Source organism: Burkholderia sp. Ax-1719 (assembly GCF_011753055.1).
Classification (GTDB): domain Bacteria; phylum Pseudomonadota; class Gammaproteobacteria; order Burkholderiales; family Burkholderiaceae; genus Paraburkholderia.
Window position 1 is genome coordinate 315,157 of sequence record NZ_VWWJ01000002.1, and the last position, 16,160, is coordinate 331,316.

At 64.3% G+C, this 16,160-nt stretch carries 15 protein-coding genes; 6 read left to right on the forward strand and 9 right to left on the reverse strand.

What is annotated here, in order from left to right; translation table 11 throughout:
* Nucleotides 1-29: 29 nt before the first annotated feature.
* The 5 genes from F3J17_RS06425 to F3J17_RS06445 form a co-directional block, all read right to left on the reverse strand.
* Nucleotides 30-1,208 carry an ABC transporter substrate-binding protein gene (locus F3J17_RS06425; protein WP_167055027.1) on the reverse strand — a complete coding sequence of 393 codons (1,179 nt, stop codon included), beginning with the start codon at nucleotides 1,206-1,208 and terminating at the stop codon, nucleotides 30-32.
* A 66-nt stretch (nucleotides 1,209-1,274) separates the two neighbouring features.
* Nucleotides 1,275-1,982 carry an ABC transporter ATP-binding protein gene (locus F3J17_RS06430; protein WP_167055029.1) on the reverse strand — a complete coding sequence of 236 codons (708 nt, stop codon included), beginning with the start codon at nucleotides 1,980-1,982 and terminating at the stop codon, nucleotides 1,275-1,277.
* Nucleotides 1,966-2,733: an ABC transporter ATP-binding protein gene (locus tag F3J17_RS06435; RefSeq protein WP_167055031.1), complete on the reverse strand. Its 768-nt coding sequence runs from the start codon at nucleotides 2,731-2,733 to the stop codon at nucleotides 1,966-1,968. Before F3J17_RS06435 ends, F3J17_RS06430 begins: the two co-directional genes overlap by 17 nt.
* Complete coding sequence (locus F3J17_RS06440) at nucleotides 2,726-3,742, reverse strand: branched-chain amino acid ABC transporter permease (protein WP_167055033.1); 1,017 nt, start codon at nucleotides 3,740-3,742, stop codon at nucleotides 2,726-2,728. The genes F3J17_RS06435 and F3J17_RS06440 overlap by 8 nt, the downstream gene beginning before the upstream one ends.
* Entirely contained in the window at nucleotides 3,739-4,608 is an 870-nt protein-coding gene (locus tag F3J17_RS06445; RefSeq protein ID WP_167055557.1) for a branched-chain amino acid ABC transporter permease, read from the reverse strand. Before F3J17_RS06445 ends, F3J17_RS06440 begins: the two co-directional genes overlap by 4 nt.
* 419 nt (nucleotides 4,609-5,027) lie before the next feature.
* Here F3J17_RS06445 and F3J17_RS06450 point away from each other — a divergent pair, with 419 nt between their 5' ends.
* A complete protein-coding gene (locus tag F3J17_RS06450; RefSeq protein ID WP_167055035.1) occupies nucleotides 5,028-5,810 on the forward strand; it encodes an SDR family oxidoreductase in 783 nt (260 codons plus the stop codon).
* A gap of 62 nt (nucleotides 5,811-5,872) precedes the next feature.
* Here the strand turns inward: F3J17_RS06450 and F3J17_RS06455 are convergent, their stop codons facing one another.
* Together F3J17_RS06455 and F3J17_RS06460 are read right to left on the reverse strand one after the other, a co-directional pair.
* Nucleotides 5,873-6,970, reverse strand: coding sequence for a porin (locus tag F3J17_RS06455; protein WP_167055037.1), 1,098 nt, complete (start codon nucleotides 6,968-6,970; stop codon nucleotides 5,873-5,875).
* Between the two features lie 545 nt (nucleotides 6,971-7,515).
* Nucleotides 7,516-8,376, reverse strand: coding sequence for a LysR family transcriptional regulator (locus F3J17_RS06460; protein ID WP_167055039.1), 861 nt, complete (start codon nucleotides 8,374-8,376; stop codon nucleotides 7,516-7,518).
* A 95-nt stretch (nucleotides 8,377-8,471) separates the two neighbouring features.
* Between F3J17_RS06460 and F3J17_RS06465 the strand changes: the two genes are divergently transcribed.
* Nucleotides 8,472-9,863 carry an MFS transporter gene (locus F3J17_RS06465; protein WP_167055040.1) on the forward strand — a complete coding sequence of 464 codons (1,392 nt, stop codon included), beginning with the start codon at nucleotides 8,472-8,474 and terminating at the stop codon, nucleotides 9,861-9,863.
* Between the two features lie 15 nt (nucleotides 9,864-9,878).
* Here the strand turns inward: F3J17_RS06465 and F3J17_RS06470 are convergent, their stop codons facing one another.
* On the reverse strand, nucleotides 9,879-11,195 hold the full coding sequence (locus F3J17_RS06470; protein ID WP_167055042.1) for an MFS transporter: 1,317 nt from the start codon (nucleotides 11,193-11,195) through the stop codon (nucleotides 9,879-9,881).
* Between the two features lie 70 nt (nucleotides 11,196-11,265).
* Nucleotides 11,266-12,372, reverse strand: coding sequence for a tartrate dehydrogenase (locus F3J17_RS06475; protein WP_167055044.1), 1,107 nt, complete (start codon nucleotides 12,370-12,372; stop codon nucleotides 11,266-11,268).
* Between the two features lie 118 nt (nucleotides 12,373-12,490).
* On the opposite strand from F3J17_RS06475, the gene F3J17_RS06480 reads away from it, so the two are divergent.
* From F3J17_RS06480 to F3J17_RS06495, 4 genes are all read left to right on the forward strand, one after another.
* Nucleotides 12,491-13,432: a LysR family transcriptional regulator gene (locus tag F3J17_RS06480; RefSeq protein WP_167055046.1), complete on the forward strand. Its 942-nt coding sequence runs from the start codon at nucleotides 12,491-12,493 to the stop codon at nucleotides 13,430-13,432.
* Between the two features lie 147 nt (nucleotides 13,433-13,579).
* Complete coding sequence (locus tag F3J17_RS06485; protein ID WP_167055047.1) at nucleotides 13,580-14,635, forward strand: aromatic ring-hydroxylating dioxygenase subunit alpha; 1,056 nt, start codon at nucleotides 13,580-13,582, stop codon at nucleotides 14,633-14,635.
* A 16-nt stretch (nucleotides 14,636-14,651) separates the two neighbouring features.
* Complete coding sequence (locus F3J17_RS06490; protein ID WP_027819204.1) at nucleotides 14,652-14,819, forward strand: rubredoxin; 168 nt, start codon at nucleotides 14,652-14,654, stop codon at nucleotides 14,817-14,819.
* Nucleotides 14,816-16,015, forward strand: a complete 1,200-nt coding sequence (locus F3J17_RS06495) for an FAD-dependent oxidoreductase (RefSeq protein WP_167055048.1) — start codon at nucleotides 14,816-14,818, stop codon at nucleotides 16,013-16,015. Before F3J17_RS06490 ends, F3J17_RS06495 begins: the two co-directional genes overlap by 4 nt.
* Nucleotides 16,016-16,160: the final 145 nt, after the last annotated feature.

Sequence of the window (16,160 nt, forward strand, 5' to 3'; positions counted from 1 at the left end):
GCGCGCCGCCTGGCGCGCCTTTTCTAATTTCACTTCGCTGCAGCCACGGCCGTATCGGGCAGCGCCTTGATATTGCCGCCTTCCACGACCGCCACCACCGCACGGCCCATGGTGATGCCGCCGCGCGCATCCACGCCGTTCAAACCGTGCGGATTATTTTGCGGCGAGAGCGATTTCAGCGCCTGATCGTAGGCTTTGCGGATCGCGGTGGCATCGCTGGTTGTGCCCGCAACCTTCATCGCCTGCGCCGTGGCCCAGACCGCCGTGTAGTTGAGCGAGGCTTCCTGGCTCGGCAGACGGCCGCCGTGCGTCTTCGAAAAGCGCGCGACGAAGGATTTGGCGTCGGGCGAAGGATCGTCGCCAATCGGCATCACGCCAATCGACCCGTCGAGCGCGCCGTAGCCGCCCGCGATCTTCGCGACTTCGTCGAGCTTGGCCTGATCCATCACCACAAAGCCGCCCTTGAAGCCCAGTTCGCGGGCCTGGCGGATGATGAGGCCGGTCGGCTCGGACGGGCCGCCCACGAAGATCACCTTGGGTTTCGAGGCCAGCACGCGGCTCACGCCGCTGTAGAAGTCGGTGGCGCGGTTGTACGACATCGGGTTGTCCGCGACGATGGTGCCACCCGCCGCCTGCCATGCGGGCTTGAACGCGGCGGTCCAGGCTTTGCCATAGTCGGTATCGGTGTTCGCGATGGCGGCGTCCTTGCCGAACTTGTCCATCTCGTACTTCACGAATGCCGGCGTATACGAGGTGAATTCCGGCGGGATGCGGATCGTGAGCGGATTGCCGCGCGCTGCCAGCTGCGGCACGCTGGTATAGGCGAGCAGGAGCAGCTTCTGCTGCTGGTTGATCGTCTGGACTGCGTAGCAACCGCCCGAGTGCGGGACCAGCACGACGCTGGCGTTGTATTCCTGCGAAAGACGGCGCGCGTTGATGGCGGTTTCGCTCGGATTGTACTGGTCGTCTAGCGCCACGACATCGAGTTTGATCTTCTTGCCGCCTACCACCAACCCGGCCTGATTGATTTCGGCAACGGCCATCTGCATGCCTTCGAGCACTTCCTGACCGTATTTTGCGGCGCCGCCGCTAAGCGGCCCCGAATACCCGATGTGAACGGCGGCCTCCTGCGCGATCGCTGGCGCGGCCAGCGTAAACGAGACGGCAAAGGTTGCGGCAACCGCGAGAGACAGCTTCCTGACGATCATGAACGTATCCTCGAAGGGGTGACGATGAAGAACCGCTGAGTCGAAACGTGGCGAAAATGTGAAACGTCAGCCGCCGACATAGGCGCGCCGTACGGCTTCGTTGCCGGCCAGGCTCTCATAAGTGCCTTCCAGCACGATGCGGCCCGATTCCACGACATAGGCACGGTGCGCGATCTTGAGCGCTGCGTGCGCGTTCTGTTCGGCTAGCAGTACGGTGGTGCCCGCGCGATTGATGCGCTGGATCACCTCGAAGGTCTGCTTGACCACCAGCGGTGCGAGGCCGAGCGAGGGTTCGTCGAGCAACAGCACGCGCGGGCGGCTCATCAGCGCGCGGCCAATCGCCACCATCTGTTGCTGGCCGCCGCTCAACGATCCGGCGGGATCGTCCTTGCGGCTGACCAGATCGGGAAAGAGTGTGAGCACGTCGTCCAGGCGCTGGCGGTTGCCCGCCCGGTCGCGCCGGTGTGCATACGCGCCCAGCATCAGGTTCTTGAGTACCGACATCGCCGGAAACAGCTTGCGGCCTTCGGGGCAGTGGATCACGCCCGCACGGACCACATCGGCGGGCCGCTTGCCGACCAGATCGACGTCCTTCAGGCGGATCTGCCCGCCGCTCGCCCGCGTGAGCGCGCTGGCCGCGCGAAAGATCGAACTTTTGCCTGCGCCGTTCGCGCCCAGCAGCACCACGAGTTCGCCTTCATCAGCGTGCAGGTTGATGCCGTGTAACGCGCGGAAGCTGCCGTAATCGAGGCTTACGTCATTGAACGTCAGCATGTTCGCTCCCGAGATAGGCGTCGATGACGGCCTGGTTTTTGCGGATGGCGTCGGGGGTGCCTTCGGCGATTTTTTCGCCGTGATCGAGCACCATGATCTTGTCGGCGAGATTCATGATCATGCTCATCTTGTGTTCGACGAGGCACACGGTCATGCCGCGCCGCGCGATTTTGCGGATCAAGGCGGCGAGGCCATCCGTTTCTTCGGGGTTCACGCCGCCTGCCGGTTCGTCGAGCAAGAGCAGCGTGGGGTCGGTCGCCAGCGCGAGCGCAATCGCCACGCGTTTGCGCTCTTCCTGCGTGATGCCGCCCGCGGGCTTGGATTCCAGATGCGCAAGGCCGACGAAATCGAGCGCTTCGCGCGCCTTGTCGCGACAGGCATGTTCTTCCGTTTTGCAGCGCGAGGTGCGCAGCAGGGCGTCCCAGAGATTCGAACGCGTGCGCAGACGGTGCCCGACGATCAGGTTCTCCAGCACGGAAGCCGTTTCGAACAACGCGGTAGCCTGGAAGGTGCGCGCCACGCCCAGGCGCGCCATCTGATCGGCGCGCAGGCCCGTGACATCCTGACCGCGCAGTCGGATCGTGCCGGCGCTCGGCCGGTACATGCCGCTGATCAGATTGAAGAACGTGGTCTTGCCTGCGCCGTTAGGGCCGATGATGGCGTTCACCCTGCCTTCGTCGATCTGCGTGCTGACGTTCGTGACAGCCTTCAGGCCTCCGAACTGTTTCGAGAGCGTGCTGATTTCAAGCATGGCCGTCTCCGCTTGAGGTGGCGCGACGCGCGGGCGGCGCGGTGACATCGCGCAGCGCAATGCGGCTGCGTACGCTCTGATAGAGTCCCACGAGGCCGCGCGGCAGGAAAATCAGCAGCAGGATCAGCAAGGGGCCAAAGACGATAAAGCGGTAGTCCTGCATGAACTGCAGCGACTGCGTGAGCCACGGCAGCGCAATTGCGCCCAGCAGCGGCCCGACCAGCGTGCCGATGCCGCCCACGACCGCGTACATCGTCATATCGAAGGTGTGGCTGATGTTGGCGAGATCAGGCCCAAGAAAGCGCACGAAGCCCGCGTAGAGGCCGCCTGCAATGCCCGCGTAAAACGTCGAGATCAGGAACGCCAGCATCTTGTTACGCATCAGATCGATGCCGAGCGCTTGCGCGAGATGCTCGCTGTTACGGATCGCGACGAAGGTATGGCCCAGCAACGAATGCACGATGCGATGCATCAGCCACATGCCCGCGGCGAGAAACGCGAACGTGAGGTAATAGAGCGCGCGCGGGCTTTCGAACGAAACCGGCCCGATATCGGGCGGCGCGGCAATGCCGATGATGCCCACCACGCCGTGCGTGACGCTGTCCCACTTCTCGATCACCAGAAAGATGATGTAGCCCACGCAGAGCGTGAAGATCGCGAAGTAATTGCCTTTCAGCCGCAGCGAAACAATGCCGACGAAAAAGCCCAGCACCACGCTCAACACGCCCGCAAGCGCGAAGGCCGCCCAGAAAGGCACTTGATAATCGACGGTAAGAATCCCCACCGTATAGGCGCCGACCGCCATGAAGCCGCCATGCGCGAGATTGAACTGGCCGGTGTAGCCGGTCAGCAGATTCAGCCCCACTGTGGCGAGCGCAAAGATATAGGCCGTGGACATGACCGTGAGCGAATAGTCGTTGCGCACCAGAAACGGCAGCACGAGCCCGGCGATGAACAGCGCGATCCAGCCGAGATGACGCGTCAGCGGCGTCTGCGAGGTCGTGGTCATGATGCGCGCATCTCCCGCGAAAAGAGCCCTTGCGGACGCAGCGACAGGATCGCCACGAGCAGCACGAAGGCGATCAGGTCCTGATAGTCGGGCGAGACGTAGAACGCGCCGAAGCTTTCGGCAAGCCCGATGATCAGGCCGCCCGCTACCGCGCCGGGCACGCTGCCCATTCCGCCCAGGATGATGATGACGAAAGCCTTGAGGATGACTAACTGACCCATCGCCGGATAGACCAGGTTGATGGGCGCATAGAGCGCGGCGGCCACGGCGGCCAGCACGCCGGAGAGGGCGAAGGTGGCCATGCCCACCTTGCGCGGATCGATGCCCATGAGCGCCGCGCCTTCGCGGTTCTGCGCTACCGCAAGGATGGTTGATCCCGCAACGGTGTGATGCAGGAACAGTTGCAGCGCCAGCACGAGGCCAAAGGCTGCAGCGACGATGAGGAGGCGCTGGATAGGTGCGATCACTCCGTTCCATTCGAGCACGCCCGACCACGGCGGCGACATGCGGTGGAAGTCGGTGCCCCAGAGCGCCTGCGCGGCGGCTTCGAGGAACAGCATGAGGCCAATGGCGGCGATCATCGGCGAGAGTTCGGGGGCGTTGCGCAGCGGGTAGAACACCAGACGCTCGGCAAGCATGGCCAGCACGGCGACGCATACGGCAGCGACAACCATGGCGCTCCAGTAGCCCAACCCGAAGCGCGAGGTGAGATAGAACGCGGCAAAGGCGCCGACCATGTAGAACGCGCCGTGCGCGAAATTGGGCACGGCCATGATCCCGTACACCAGCGTAAGGCCGAGCGCGACGAGGCTGTAGATGCCCCCGAGCGTCAGACCGTTGAGCACCTGCTGCAAAAACAGATCCACCGTGACCTCCCGAACACGGGCCTTTCGCGTCGAGCGCCGCGCGAGGCGGCAGGGCGAAGGCCGGAGATTGAACTGCCGCGCACCCGAGTGAGGATTGACGGCAGGCGTTTCGATCATGCGGTTGCTGCGAGGATTGGCCTTGAACATCGACATCTGGCCAGGTTCAATTTGGCAATGAATTCTGCAGTGCAGTCAGCCTGGGGAAAATACCAGACGGTCGTTCGAAAATCGTGAGGTCGTTAATTTTTAGCGGATTTTTCGCTGTCATCGATAGATTTTGCGGTGCAGCGAACGCCAATTGGGGTCGACTGACTGCCTTGACTCACGACCATCGTGTGTCTAAGTTCTGCAATGCAGGCAAATATTCCACTAATCGGAATCAATTCATTCTTTATCAACGCGAATGGAGGGCAGGGACGATGCGTTTCACCAACAAGGTCGCCATTGTGACCGGGGCGGCCAGCGGGATTGGCCGCGCGACGGCGCGGCGGCTCTACGCCGAGGGCGCGTCCGTTGCGCTCGTGGACCGACAGAGCGGCGCGCTCGCTGACGTAGCGGCGGAATTCGACGCCGCGCGCGTGTGGCATGGCGTCGTCGATGTAGCGCGCGAAGACGACGTGGCGCGCTGTGTGGCCGAGGTGCGCGCGCGCTTCGGCGAGATCGACGTGCTCTGCAACGTGGCGGGCATCGCCGGCGGCGATTATTCGATCGTCGCGGAAACGGACACGGCGGTCTGGCAGCAGATTCTCTCCGTCAATCTGATGGGCGTAGTTCACTTCACCAAATGGACCGCGCAGGCGATGATCGCGCGCGGCCAGGGGGCGATCGTCAACGTGGCCTCCGTGGCGGGTGTGCGCTCGGGGGCGGGCGGCAATGCGTACAGCGCCTCCAAGGCGGCCGTCATCAACCTCACGATGACGAGCGCCTGCGATCTCGCGGCTTCGCAGATCCGCGTCAATGCCGTGTGCCCGGGTCTGATCGAGACAGGCATGACGGCGCCGGTATTCGAACGCGCGCGCGAGCTGAACAAGACCGACCGGCTGGGCTACCGCTGCGAACTGCGCCGTCCGGGCCGCCCGGAAGAGGTGGCTGCGGCCATCGCCTTTCTCGCCAGCGACGACGCCAGCTATGTCACTGGCCAGGCATTGCCTGTTGACGGCGGCAATACCGCTTCGCTGAATCTGCCCGGTATGAAGGTCTGAACGCAGTGTTTATGCGGCCCGCTTTCATAGGCGGGCCGCATGCCTCACGTGGCTAAACGCGATCAGAACATATGGCGAATGCCGAGGCTCGCGCCCACCGTCGAACCGTTCACCTCGTAGAGCGCGTTGTTGATCGACAGACCCGTATCCATGCGGCCGTGGTTGTTCACGTAGCCCACCTGGCCGTAGAGCGTCGTGCGTTTCGAGAGGAAGAACTGCACGCCGCCCGAGGTCATGATCGAATGGTTCGCGCCGTTGTTGCCGTCGCGCGTGTACCAGACGCCCGCGTTCACGTTGAGGTAAGGCGTGACGAAGTAGCTCGCACCCCCCGAATAGACGCTGTTGTCGAACGACCCCGCCACTTTGTAAAGCGCGTAGGAGGCCGAAATGGTCAGGCTGTTTTCGAAGCGGTAGGTGGCGCCCAGCGTGCGGCCCACGAATTCCACGGTGCTCGGGATCGGCGTGCTGGCGGCGCTGCCGCCCGAGTTGCCGTTATAGAGCGCGCCCGTGAGCGTGAGACCGCCCAGGTGATAGCGCAGGCTCGCTGAATATTGCCGTCCTGCCTGGAAGTCGCCCGCCGATCCGCCCAGCGCGATCATGCCCGCCGCCTGGATGCCGTAGATTTCCGGCGAGGTGTAAGTGAGCGAATTGCTGTTAAAGAGGCCGGTAACGTAGACGTTATTCACGTAGCTGACCAGGCCGCTGCCGAAGTACGACATGCCGCGCGGGTCCGTATCGTAAAGCGACAGGAAGAACGGCGAGTATTGCAGACCGGCCTTCATCGAACCGTAGGGGCTGTCGATGCCCACCCACGCCTGGCGGCCGAACATATTGCCGTTCGAATTATTGAACGCGCCGTTCGCCACACTGATCCCGCTCTCCAGGGTGAAGACCGCGCGCATGCCGCCGCCCAGATCCTCGGCGCCGCGCATGCCGAAGCTCGATCCCGTCATGCCGCTGTCGGTGAACGAGAACTGGTGTCCCTCGTTCTGGCCCGTCGACGTATTCATGGTGTGGCTGGTGTAGAGCAGCGAGGCATCGACGATACCGTACAGCGTCACACTGCTCTGCGCGTGTGCGGCACTTGCCATGCCCATCAGCCCCGTCGCTGCGACCCCGGTGGCAAGCAGTTTCTTGCGTAGCGTATTGCGTTTTGACATTTTGGAATCCTGATCGACTGGAATGGCTTGAAATTGGTTGGATCAGTGCACTTCTTGTCGCGGCGCGTCAGGGTGCGCGGACGTGGCGCATGTGCGCCATCCGTGCGGGTTGCCGGCCTCGTTGAACAGCGGGTGGCCGGCTTCGACGCGTTACGCGAACGTCGTTACGGGGATTGCTGCGGTAACACGGGAAGGACGTCTTGCCGGTGAGGCCAGGTCCGGCGCGCAAGGAACAGGGCGGCGCGCCGCATGTCGGATTCGGATCGCAAGTTCAGGCTGTTGCTCGTTCACCGATTGCCTCTCCACATACCAGGTAGGGCTTGCAAGATTGTCCGGAATGTCTGTCAGACGGGGATTATTTTTGTACGGTCGTACGGAAACGTCACCCTGGGGGAAACGTGGGGGCGACACTCTAATTTTTATCGGGCGCGTGTACAGGCGGCCCGAATTGTCGTATGGGCGACAATCTGGTAGGGATTGGTAAGGTCGCGCGCTTTATGCAGCGCGCAAATAATGATTCGGAGTGCGTTGTAAATTTTGGCGTTTCAAGCCTTGAACGTCTGACCCACTTTCTCGGCGATGAAATCGATCACCGCGCGTATTGGCGGCGAGTGCCGCAGGTCGTCGTGCACGACAAGCCAGATATCACGCGAGAAGGCCTCGCCCGACCATGGCAGGCGCTGGAGCGCCGGATCGGCGTCGCCCATGAATACCGGCAGGCCCGCCACGCCAATGCCGGTGCGCGCCACCGCCAGTTGCGTGGTGATGTCGCTCACTTCGCACACGACGGGCCGCGCGCCCGCCGCCGCGCGCAGCCATTGCTCGTGCGGCATGTCCGCGAGGCGCGCCTCGTAAGCGATGAAACCCCATTCGGCGGGCTGCTCCGCCTGCGCGTAGTCACGGCTCGCATAGAGTGCGAACGGCATCGTGCCGAGCTTGCGCGTGACGTTGCGCGGTTCGTCGGGGCGCGCAAGCCGCACGGCGAGATCCGCCTCGCGCCGCCCGAGCGAGACGCGTTGCGCCTCGCTCGCAATCGACAACTGGATGCCAGGATGCCGCTGCACGAACGCGCCCAGCGTGGTCGCGAAGAAGTTGCTTGCCAGCACCGGCGGCACGCTGAGGGTCACCTTGCCGTGCATCGGCGATTGGACCGCGCGCGCGAGTCGTTCGATGGCGAAAGCCTCGGCCTCCATGCGCTGCGCGAGTTCGACGATCTGGCGACCCGACGCGGTCAACTGGCAGGCGCGCGGCAGCCGGTCGACCAGACGCATGGCCAGCTCGGCTTCAAGCGCGCTCAGACGCCTGCCGACGGTCGCGTGATCGACCTTGAGCTGTCGCGCCGCGGCGGAAAGGCTGCCCGTCTGCGCAACGGCCACGAAGAAACGAAGATTTTCCCAATCGAACATCGGTGCGTTTTCTCCCATCTACTGTGCACGATTAGGGAATATTCGCACAGAAGCGCGGCGCTTACGCTGTCGTTTTGCGACTCAAAGGCATAGCGATGCAAACACTGACCTCAAAATCGACCGCTGCGCACGCCGACGCGCGGCCTGGCTTCGTGCAGATCGCCGCGTGCCTGGGATTCGTCGTGGTCTCAATTGACGTGAGCGTGGTCAACGTCGCGCTCGATGCGTTGCGCGGCGCATTTCACGCCGATGTGACGGGCCTTCAGTGGGTCGTCAACGCCTACGCGCTGGTGTTCGCATCGGCTTTGCTGCTGGCGGGAGCGCTGGGCGACCGCTTCGGCGCGAAGCGCGTATTCGCGGTGGGCTTCGCGCTCTTCACGTGCGCCTCGGTAGGTTGCGGGCTGGCGGGTTCGCTCGCGGTGCTGATCGCCTGGCGGCTTGCGCAAGGTGTCGGCGCCGCGCTGCTGGTGCCCAACTCGCTTTCGGTGCTGCGCGAGGCTTTTCACGACGCCGGTGCGCGCAGTCGCGCGGTGGGATGGTGGGCGGCGGGAGGCGGCACTGCGCTGGCGGCCGGGCCGGTGATCGGCGGTCTGCTGATTGCGGCGTTCGGCTGGCGCAGCATTTTTCTCGTCAACGTGCCCGTCGGCGCAATGGGCCTCTGGATGACGTTGCGTCACGCGCCGCGTTCGCCCGGCCATCCAGGGCGCAGTCTCGATCCGCTCGGCCAGATTAGCGGCGCGCTCGCGCTGGCGGCGTTCGCCTTCGCGTTGACCGAGGCGAGTGGTCTTTCGTGGCGTAGCCCGTTGATCGAAGGCGCATTCGCATTGAGCATCGTCTCGGGCGCGGCATTCGTGTGGCTGCAGGCGCGCAACCCTGCCGCGATGCTGCCGCTCGCGCTGTTCGCCAACCGCACGGTCAGCGGCACGACGGCGATCGGCCTGATCGCGAACCTGGTGTTTTACGGCATCGTTTTCACGTTCAGCCTGTTGTTCCAGACCGTCTGGCATTTCACGCCCGAACGCACGGGGCTGGCGTTCCTGCCGATGATGGCGGTGCTCGTGGCGATGAACATCGCAGCAGGACGACTGGTGAATCGCATGGGCGCGCGAAGTCTCACCATAATGGGGCTGACAATCGCCATCGTCGGCTATCTGTCGATGCTGCCCGCGCTCGCCGCGCAGTCGTATGAATGGCTGATTGCGCCGATGCTGGTGGCGGGCGGCGGTATCGCGCTGGCGGTGCCCACGCTCACTAACGCGCTGCTCGCGGCGGTCAGGCGCGAGCAGTCGGGCATCGCTTCGGGGCTGCTGAACGCCGCGCGCCAGGTGGGCGGGGTGATGGGTGTGGCGCTGTTCGGCTTCTTCGTGCGCCACACGCAGAGCGCGCTGTTCATGCACGGCGTCACGCAGGCGCTGGTTGTGTCGGCAACATTATTGGCGGTCGCGTGCGTCGTGGCATGGCGCACGCTGGAAGTGCGTGCGCGCTAGCGGATCAAGGGCGCTTCAATGATCGTGCCTGACCTGTGGGAGCACGCTTTGCCGCGTCTTGCGGCTCAGCAGCAGGGCGACGATGGCCGAGATCGCGAGGGTCGCCGCGACCAGTTGCAGACCGGCCGCATAACCGCCGGTCTGCGCCTTTAGCCAGCCAATTGCCGCAGGCCCGACGAAGCCGCCCAGATTGCCGATCGAATTGATCATTGCGATGCCCGCCGCCGCGCCTGCGCCAGAGAGGAACGTGCCCGGCATCGCCCACAACGGCGCTTTGGCTGCGCTGATGCCGACATTCACACTGACGAGCGCCAGCACGATCACGAGCGCCGAGGCCGCCGATCCCGCGAACACGAAACCCGCGCATGCCAGCAGGCAAGGCAGCACGACGTGCCAGGTGCGCTCGCCGGTACGGTCCGAGTGGCGCGCCCAGACGATCATCGCCACCACGGCCACAACGGCGGGAATCGCGTTGAGCAGTCCCGTTTGCAGCGCGCTGAAACCAAATTCGCGGATGATGAGCGGCGCCCACAGGCCCAGCGTATACAGTCCCGCCGAGGTGCCGAAGTAAATCAGCGCGAGCGCCAGCACGCGCGGGTCGCGTAGCGCGCTCCACGCCGCGGCCGTGTGGCCCGTATTCGTTTCGCGCTCACATGCTTCCTCACGTAGTTGCGCGATCAACCAGTTGCGTTCGTCGGCATTGAGCCAGCGCGCTTTGTCCGGCGAGTCGGTGAGCGCCCGCAATACTACGAAGCCGAGAACGACGGCGGGCACGGCCTCGATCAGATACAGCAATTGCCAGTCGGCCAGGCCCATGAACGGTGGCAATTGCATGAGCGCGCCTGAAAGCGGCGAACCAAGCGCGGTCGAGATTGGTGCGGCCGCCATGAACCACGCCGCCGCGACGGCGCGTTGCCGTGCCGGAAACCACAGGCTCAGATAGAGAATGATGCCGGGGAAGAATCCGGCTTCGGCCACGCCCAGCAGGAATCGCAACGTATAAAAACTGGCAGGACCGCTAACAAATGCCGAAGCGGCGGACACCAGACCCCACGTCACCATCACGCGCGCGATCCACAGCCGCGCGCCCACGCGATGCAGGATCAGGTTGGACGGAATCTCGAACAGAAAATAGCCGATGAAAAAGAGACCGCCGCCCAGCCCGAACGCCGCTGGTGACAGGCCGATTGCCTTGTTCATCGTCATCGCCGCGAAGCCCACGTTGACGCGGTCGAGAAAGCTCACGAAGTACAGCAGCATCACGAACGGAATGATCCGCCACATGAGCTTGCGCGTGACGCGCGCGGCGATGCCGGTATTGTCCGTATCCATGTCTCCTCCATTGGAGTGGGCGCGTGCGTGCGCGCCCCTTATCGCTCCGGTAACTACGAGGTACAGCAGCCTATGCCGTCACGGCATCCGATACAGCCGTATTCGCGCCGGTCTTTTCGAGCAACGCGCAGAGCGCCGCCGTGACTTGCGCCGTCGTCGCGTTGCCGCCCAGATCGCGCGTGTGCAGCGAACTATCGGCGGTCACCGTTTCGATGGCCTGCATCACGCGCGCGGCGGCTTCGGTTTCGCCCAGGTGTTCGAGCAGCATCACGACGGACCAGAACGTGCCGACGGGATTCGCCAGGCCCTTGCCCATGATGTCGAACGCCGACCCGTGAATCGGTTCGAACATCGACGGATAGCGGCGTTCCGGGTCGATATTGCCGGTGGGCGCGATGCCCAGACTGCCCGCGAGCGCGGCGGCCAGATCGCTCAGAATGTCGGCGTGCAGATTGGTGGCGACGATGGTGTCGAGCGAGGCGGGCCGGTTGACCATGCGCGCGGTGGCGGCATCGACGAGTTCCTTGTCCCACTTCACGTCCGGAAACTCCAGCGCGATCTGCTGCGCAATCTCGTCCCACATGACCATGGCGTGGCGCTGCGCGTTGCTCTTGGTGATGACGGTGAGTTGCCTGCGCGGGCGCGACTGCGCGAGGCGAAACGCAAAGCGCAGGATGCGCTCGACGCCCGCGCGCGTCATGATCGACACATCCGTGGCGGCCTCGATCGGATGGCCCTGATGCACACGGCCGCCCACGCCTGAGTATTCGCCTTCGGAGTTCTCGCGCACGATCACCCAGTCGAGGTCGTTCGGGCCGCAGCGCTTGAGCGGCGCGTCGATGCCGGGCAGGATGCGCGTCGGCCGCACGTTCGCGTACTGGTCGAAGCCCTGGCAGATCTTCAGGCGCAGGCCCCAGAGCGTGATGTGATCGGGCACGTCCGGGTCGCCTGCGGAGCCGAACAGGATCGCGTCCTTGTCGCGCAGGGCGTCCAGTCCGTCGGCAGGCATCATCACGCCGTGCGCGCGGTAGTAGTCGGCGCCCCAGTCGAAATCCTCGAACTCGAAGCTGAAGCGCTGCGTTGCGCGTGCGAGCGATTCGAGCACCTGCTGACCGGCCGGCACGACCTCTTTGCCAATGCCGTCGCCCGGAATGGTGGCGATGCGATAAGTCTTCATGATGCGGTCCTGATCGATGGAAAGTGAATCCACTTTACCCAACTGGCAGTTCAGGAACCGGCGCTATACTCAAAGCATCTTTAACCTGAATTCACAAATCGAAGGGCATCAAGCTACCGTGACCGAGACTGTTCAGCCCGGCGATCTGGGCTTTTTCTCCATGCTCGCGGCTTGCGGCAGCCTGAGCGCCGCCGCGCGCGAACTGGGCCTCACGCCCGCCGCCGTGAGCAAACGGCTGGCGCAGATGGAGCAGCGCGCGGGTGTGCCGCTCGTCAACCGCACGACGCGGCGCATGACGCTCACGCCCGAAGGCGAGGTCTATCTGGAACACGCGCGGCGCATTCTCGACGAGATCGACGAACTGGGCGAATTGCTGGGCGGCTCGAAGGCGCATCCCAAAGGGCTGCTGCGCGTGAACGCGACGCTGGGTTTTGGGCGCAGCCATATCGGCCCGGCGATTTCGCGCTTTGTTTTGCGCTATCCGCAGGTGGAGGTGCAGTTGCAACTGTCCGTGACGCCGCCGCCGCTCACCGACGATTCGTTCGACGTCTGCATACGCTTTGGCGAGCCACCCGATGCGCGCGTGATCGCGCGGCGACTGGCGTCCAACCGGCGCTTGCTGTGCGCCGCGCCTGCATATCTGGCACGGCGCGGCGCGCCCGTCACGCCGCACGATCTGGCAAAACACAACTGCATCGGCATCCGCCAGGGCGACGAAGCGTATGGCGTGTGGCGTCTGACGAGCGAGCGCGGCAATGCACGCAAAACGGAGTCGGTGCGTATCCACGGCAATCTCACGACCAATGACGGCGAGATCGCCGTGAAGTGGGCGCTGGAGGGCCACGGCATCCTCATGCGCGCGGAGTGGGACATCAACGACTATCTCGCCGATGGTCGCCTCGTGCCGGTGTTGCCCGACTACGAAACCCCGGGCGCCGATATTTACGCCGTCTACGCGCAACGGCACCAGCTATCGACACGTATTCGCGCCTTCGTCGATTTTCTCGCCGATGAGCTGGGTGGCGCGCAGGAGCGCATAGCCATGCCTGCGCATACATAGACTACATGGACGCGCGGGTATGGGTTGCGCGCGCCCGGTTGGATATTGTTGTCTCCACGCAGCGAGTTTCGCGTACAGAACGCAAGCCGCTACGACGGCTGTTGCCACAGCCGCTCAGTCGATACCCACGATCCAGGAGACAACAACATGACGCAAGCCCAGCTTGCCGCGCTCACGCGGCCCCGTCAGCCGGCCATGCCCCGCCATTGCACCTTCGACGCCCGCGACTGGGAAATCCTCAGTCGTTATTGGCATCCCGTTGCGTTCGCAACGGACGTGCAGGACAAACCGCTCTCCGTCACGCTGCTCGACGAAGCGCTGGTGGTGTACCGCTCGCAGGGCCGCGTAGTGGCTGCGCGCGATGTCTGTCCGCATCGCGGCGCGCCGCTGAGCCAGGGCTGGGTCGACAACGGCAATCTGGTGTGTCCGTATCACGGCCTGGCTTACGAGTCGAGCGGCAAGTGCGTACGTATTCCTTCGCAGCCCGAAGGACCGATACCCGAGCGCCTGTGCCTCACGACCTATGCCGCTCAGGAAGCCTATGGCCTGATCTGGGTGTCGCTGGGCGGCGGCGAAGAAGCCTTGCCTGAATTCCCGGCCTGGAACAGCGAAGGCTATCAGCAGATCCTGCCGCCTTCGATCGATATCCGCGCTTCGGCGGGACGGCAGACGGAAGGCTTTATCGATGTCGCGCATTTCGCGTGGATTCATCACGACAGTTTCGCGGATCGCCATAACCCGGTGGTGCCGCAGTATTCGGTGGAGCGCCGCCCCAATGGTCTGCGCGCCGAATACGTGAGCACGGTGAGCAATTTCCCGAAATCGATGCAGCATCGCGCGCCCGAAGGTTTCGTGTGGCGTCGTATTTTCGAAGTCGATGTGCCGTTTTTTGCGCGCCTCACGGTGCATTTTCCGGAGGATGGGCGGCTCGCGATCCTGAATGCGGCGAGTCCTGTTTCTGCGCGCCACACGCGCCTGTTCGTGCCGATCGCGCGTAATTTCGATCAGGACCTGCCGCTCGACGATGTCTATGCGTTCAATCGCCAGGTGTTCGAAGAGGACCGCGCGATCGTCGAACTGCAATGCCCCGAAGATCTGCCGATCGACCGCTCGCAGGAAGCGCCGATTCTCGCTGACCGTTCTTCGGGCGCGTATCGCCGCGCGTTGGGTGAGATCGGCCTGGGCCAGACCTACGTGCGTTGAGGCGAAGGAGAACAGCATGAAAATCTGGGAATGCGTGATTTGCGGCTTTCGCTACGACGAGGCCGCGGGAATCCCCGAAGCGGGCATCGCACCCGGCACGCGCTGGGAAGACGTGCCCGACGACTGGATGTGTCCCGACTGCGCGACGGGCAAACATGACTTTGAAATGCAGGTGGTGGCATGAGCACGACCACTCAACCGGACGATACTCAAGACCCCATCGTCATTGTCGGCACCGGGCTGGCGGGTTATACGCTGGCGCGCGAACTGCGCAAGCTCGACAGCGAAACGCCTGTGCTGATCGTGAGCCGCGACGATGGCCGCTTCTATTCGAAGCCCGCGCTCTCAAACGCCTTGGCGACGAACACCGAACCGCATGCGCTCGCGCGTTTCGATGCGCCGGCGATGGCGCAGCAGTTGCAGGCGCGCGTCTGGACTCATCGTCAGGTCGAGCGCATTGTGCCGCAGGATCACGCGATTGTGGTCGACGGGCAGCGGGTGCGTTATCGCGCGTTGGTGCTGGCGACTGGGGCGGACCCGCGTCGTGTGCAGGTTGAAGGCGATGGCGCGGCTGACGTGCTGTCGGTCAACGATCTGGGCGACTACGCGCGTTTTCGTGAGCGCCTGGCGGGATGCCGGTCGGTGGCGCTGCTGGGTGCGGGCTTGATCGGCTGCGAGTTCGCCAATGATCTGCTTGTGGGCGGTTATGGCGTGACGCTGATCGATCCCGCGCCGCTGCCGCTCGGGCTTCTGCTACCTGCTGAAGCGGGCGAGGCCTTTGCGCGCGCGCTCGCCGCTGCGGGCGTGGATCTGCGCTTGGCGCGCGGCGTGCAGTCGATCGTGAAGACGTCGGCGGCGACGCGCGAGCCCGGTTATCGGCTCACCTTGAGCGATGGCGCGACGCTCGATGCGGATCTGGTCGTATCGGCGGTCGGTCTGGTGCCGCGCACGTCGCTGGCGAGCGCGGCGGGATTGCAGATCGAAGGCGGCGTCGCCACCGACGCGTGGTGTCGAACGAGCGCGCCCGATGTCTATGCGCTCGGCGATTGTGCGGCCATCGACGGTCGCGTGCAGCCCTACGTGCTCCCGATCATGCACGCGGCGCGCGCGCTCGCCCAGACGCTTGCGGGCACGCTCACGCGTGTGGCGTTTCCGGTCATGCCCATCGTTGTCAAGACGCCTGCGGTTCCGGCCGTGGTGGTGTCGCCGGAAAGCGCTGAAGGCCGCTGGACCGTCGAAGCGGGCACGCACGACAGCGCTCATGCACTGCGCGCAATCTGCGCCGACGAAGCAACCCAGCGCATGAGCGGATTCGCGCTGCTGGGCGCGGCAGTCGCCGACAAGGCCGCCTTGCTGAAGACGATGGCGACGGCGACGTGATATCACGCAAACCCGCTTCGACAGGCAGCTTCCGCTGACCGACCCCTGTCGCGCTCACGTGGCGACGCCCGCTCTATCCTGTCTGCGGGCCGTCGTTACGGGACGTTTCGCACCGCGAGCCGCGCTCGCGGTGCTTTTTTCGTTG

Excerpts from the sequence above, each read along its gene's own strand:
- F3J17_RS06425 (WP_167055027.1), bottom strand. The coding sequence starts at position 1,208 with ATGATCGTCAGGAAGCTGTCTCTCGCGGTTGCCGCAACCTTTGCCGTC.
- F3J17_RS06430 (WP_167055029.1), bottom strand. The coding sequence starts at position 1,982 with ATGCTGACGTTCAATGACGTAAGCCTCGATTACGGCAGCTTCCGCGCG.
- F3J17_RS06435 (WP_167055031.1), bottom strand. The coding sequence starts at position 2,733 with ATGCTTGAAATCAGCACGCTCTCGAAACAGTTCGGAGGCCTGAAGGCT.
- F3J17_RS06440 (WP_167055033.1), bottom strand. The coding sequence starts at position 3,742 with ATGACCACGACCTCGCAGACGCCGCTGACGCGTCATCTCGGCTGGATC.
- F3J17_RS06450 (WP_167055035.1), top strand. The coding sequence starts at position 5,028 with ATGCGTTTCACCAACAAGGTCGCCATTGTGACCGGGGCGGCCAGCGGG.
- F3J17_RS06455 (WP_167055037.1), bottom strand. The coding sequence starts at position 6,970 with ATGTCAAAACGCAATACGCTACGCAAGAAACTGCTTGCCACCGGGGTC.
- F3J17_RS06460 (WP_167055039.1), bottom strand. The coding sequence starts at position 8,376 with ATGTTCGATTGGGAAAATCTTCGTTTCTTCGTGGCCGTTGCGCAGACG.
- F3J17_RS06465 (WP_167055040.1), top strand. The coding sequence starts at position 8,472 with ATGCAAACACTGACCTCAAAATCGACCGCTGCGCACGCCGACGCGCGG.
- F3J17_RS06470 (WP_167055042.1), bottom strand. The coding sequence starts at position 11,195 with ATGGATACGGACAATACCGGCATCGCCGCGCGCGTCACGCGCAAGCTC.
- F3J17_RS06475 (WP_167055044.1), bottom strand. The coding sequence starts at position 12,372 with ATGAAGACTTATCGCATCGCCACCATTCCGGGCGACGGCATTGGCAAA.
- F3J17_RS06485 (WP_167055047.1), top strand. The coding sequence starts at position 13,580 with ATGACGCAAGCCCAGCTTGCCGCGCTCACGCGGCCCCGTCAGCCGGCC.
- F3J17_RS06490 (WP_027819204.1), top strand. The coding sequence starts at position 14,652 with ATGAAAATCTGGGAATGCGTGATTTGCGGCTTTCGCTACGACGAGGCC.
- F3J17_RS06495 (WP_167055048.1), top strand. The coding sequence starts at position 14,816 with ATGAGCACGACCACTCAACCGGACGATACTCAAGACCCCATCGTCATT.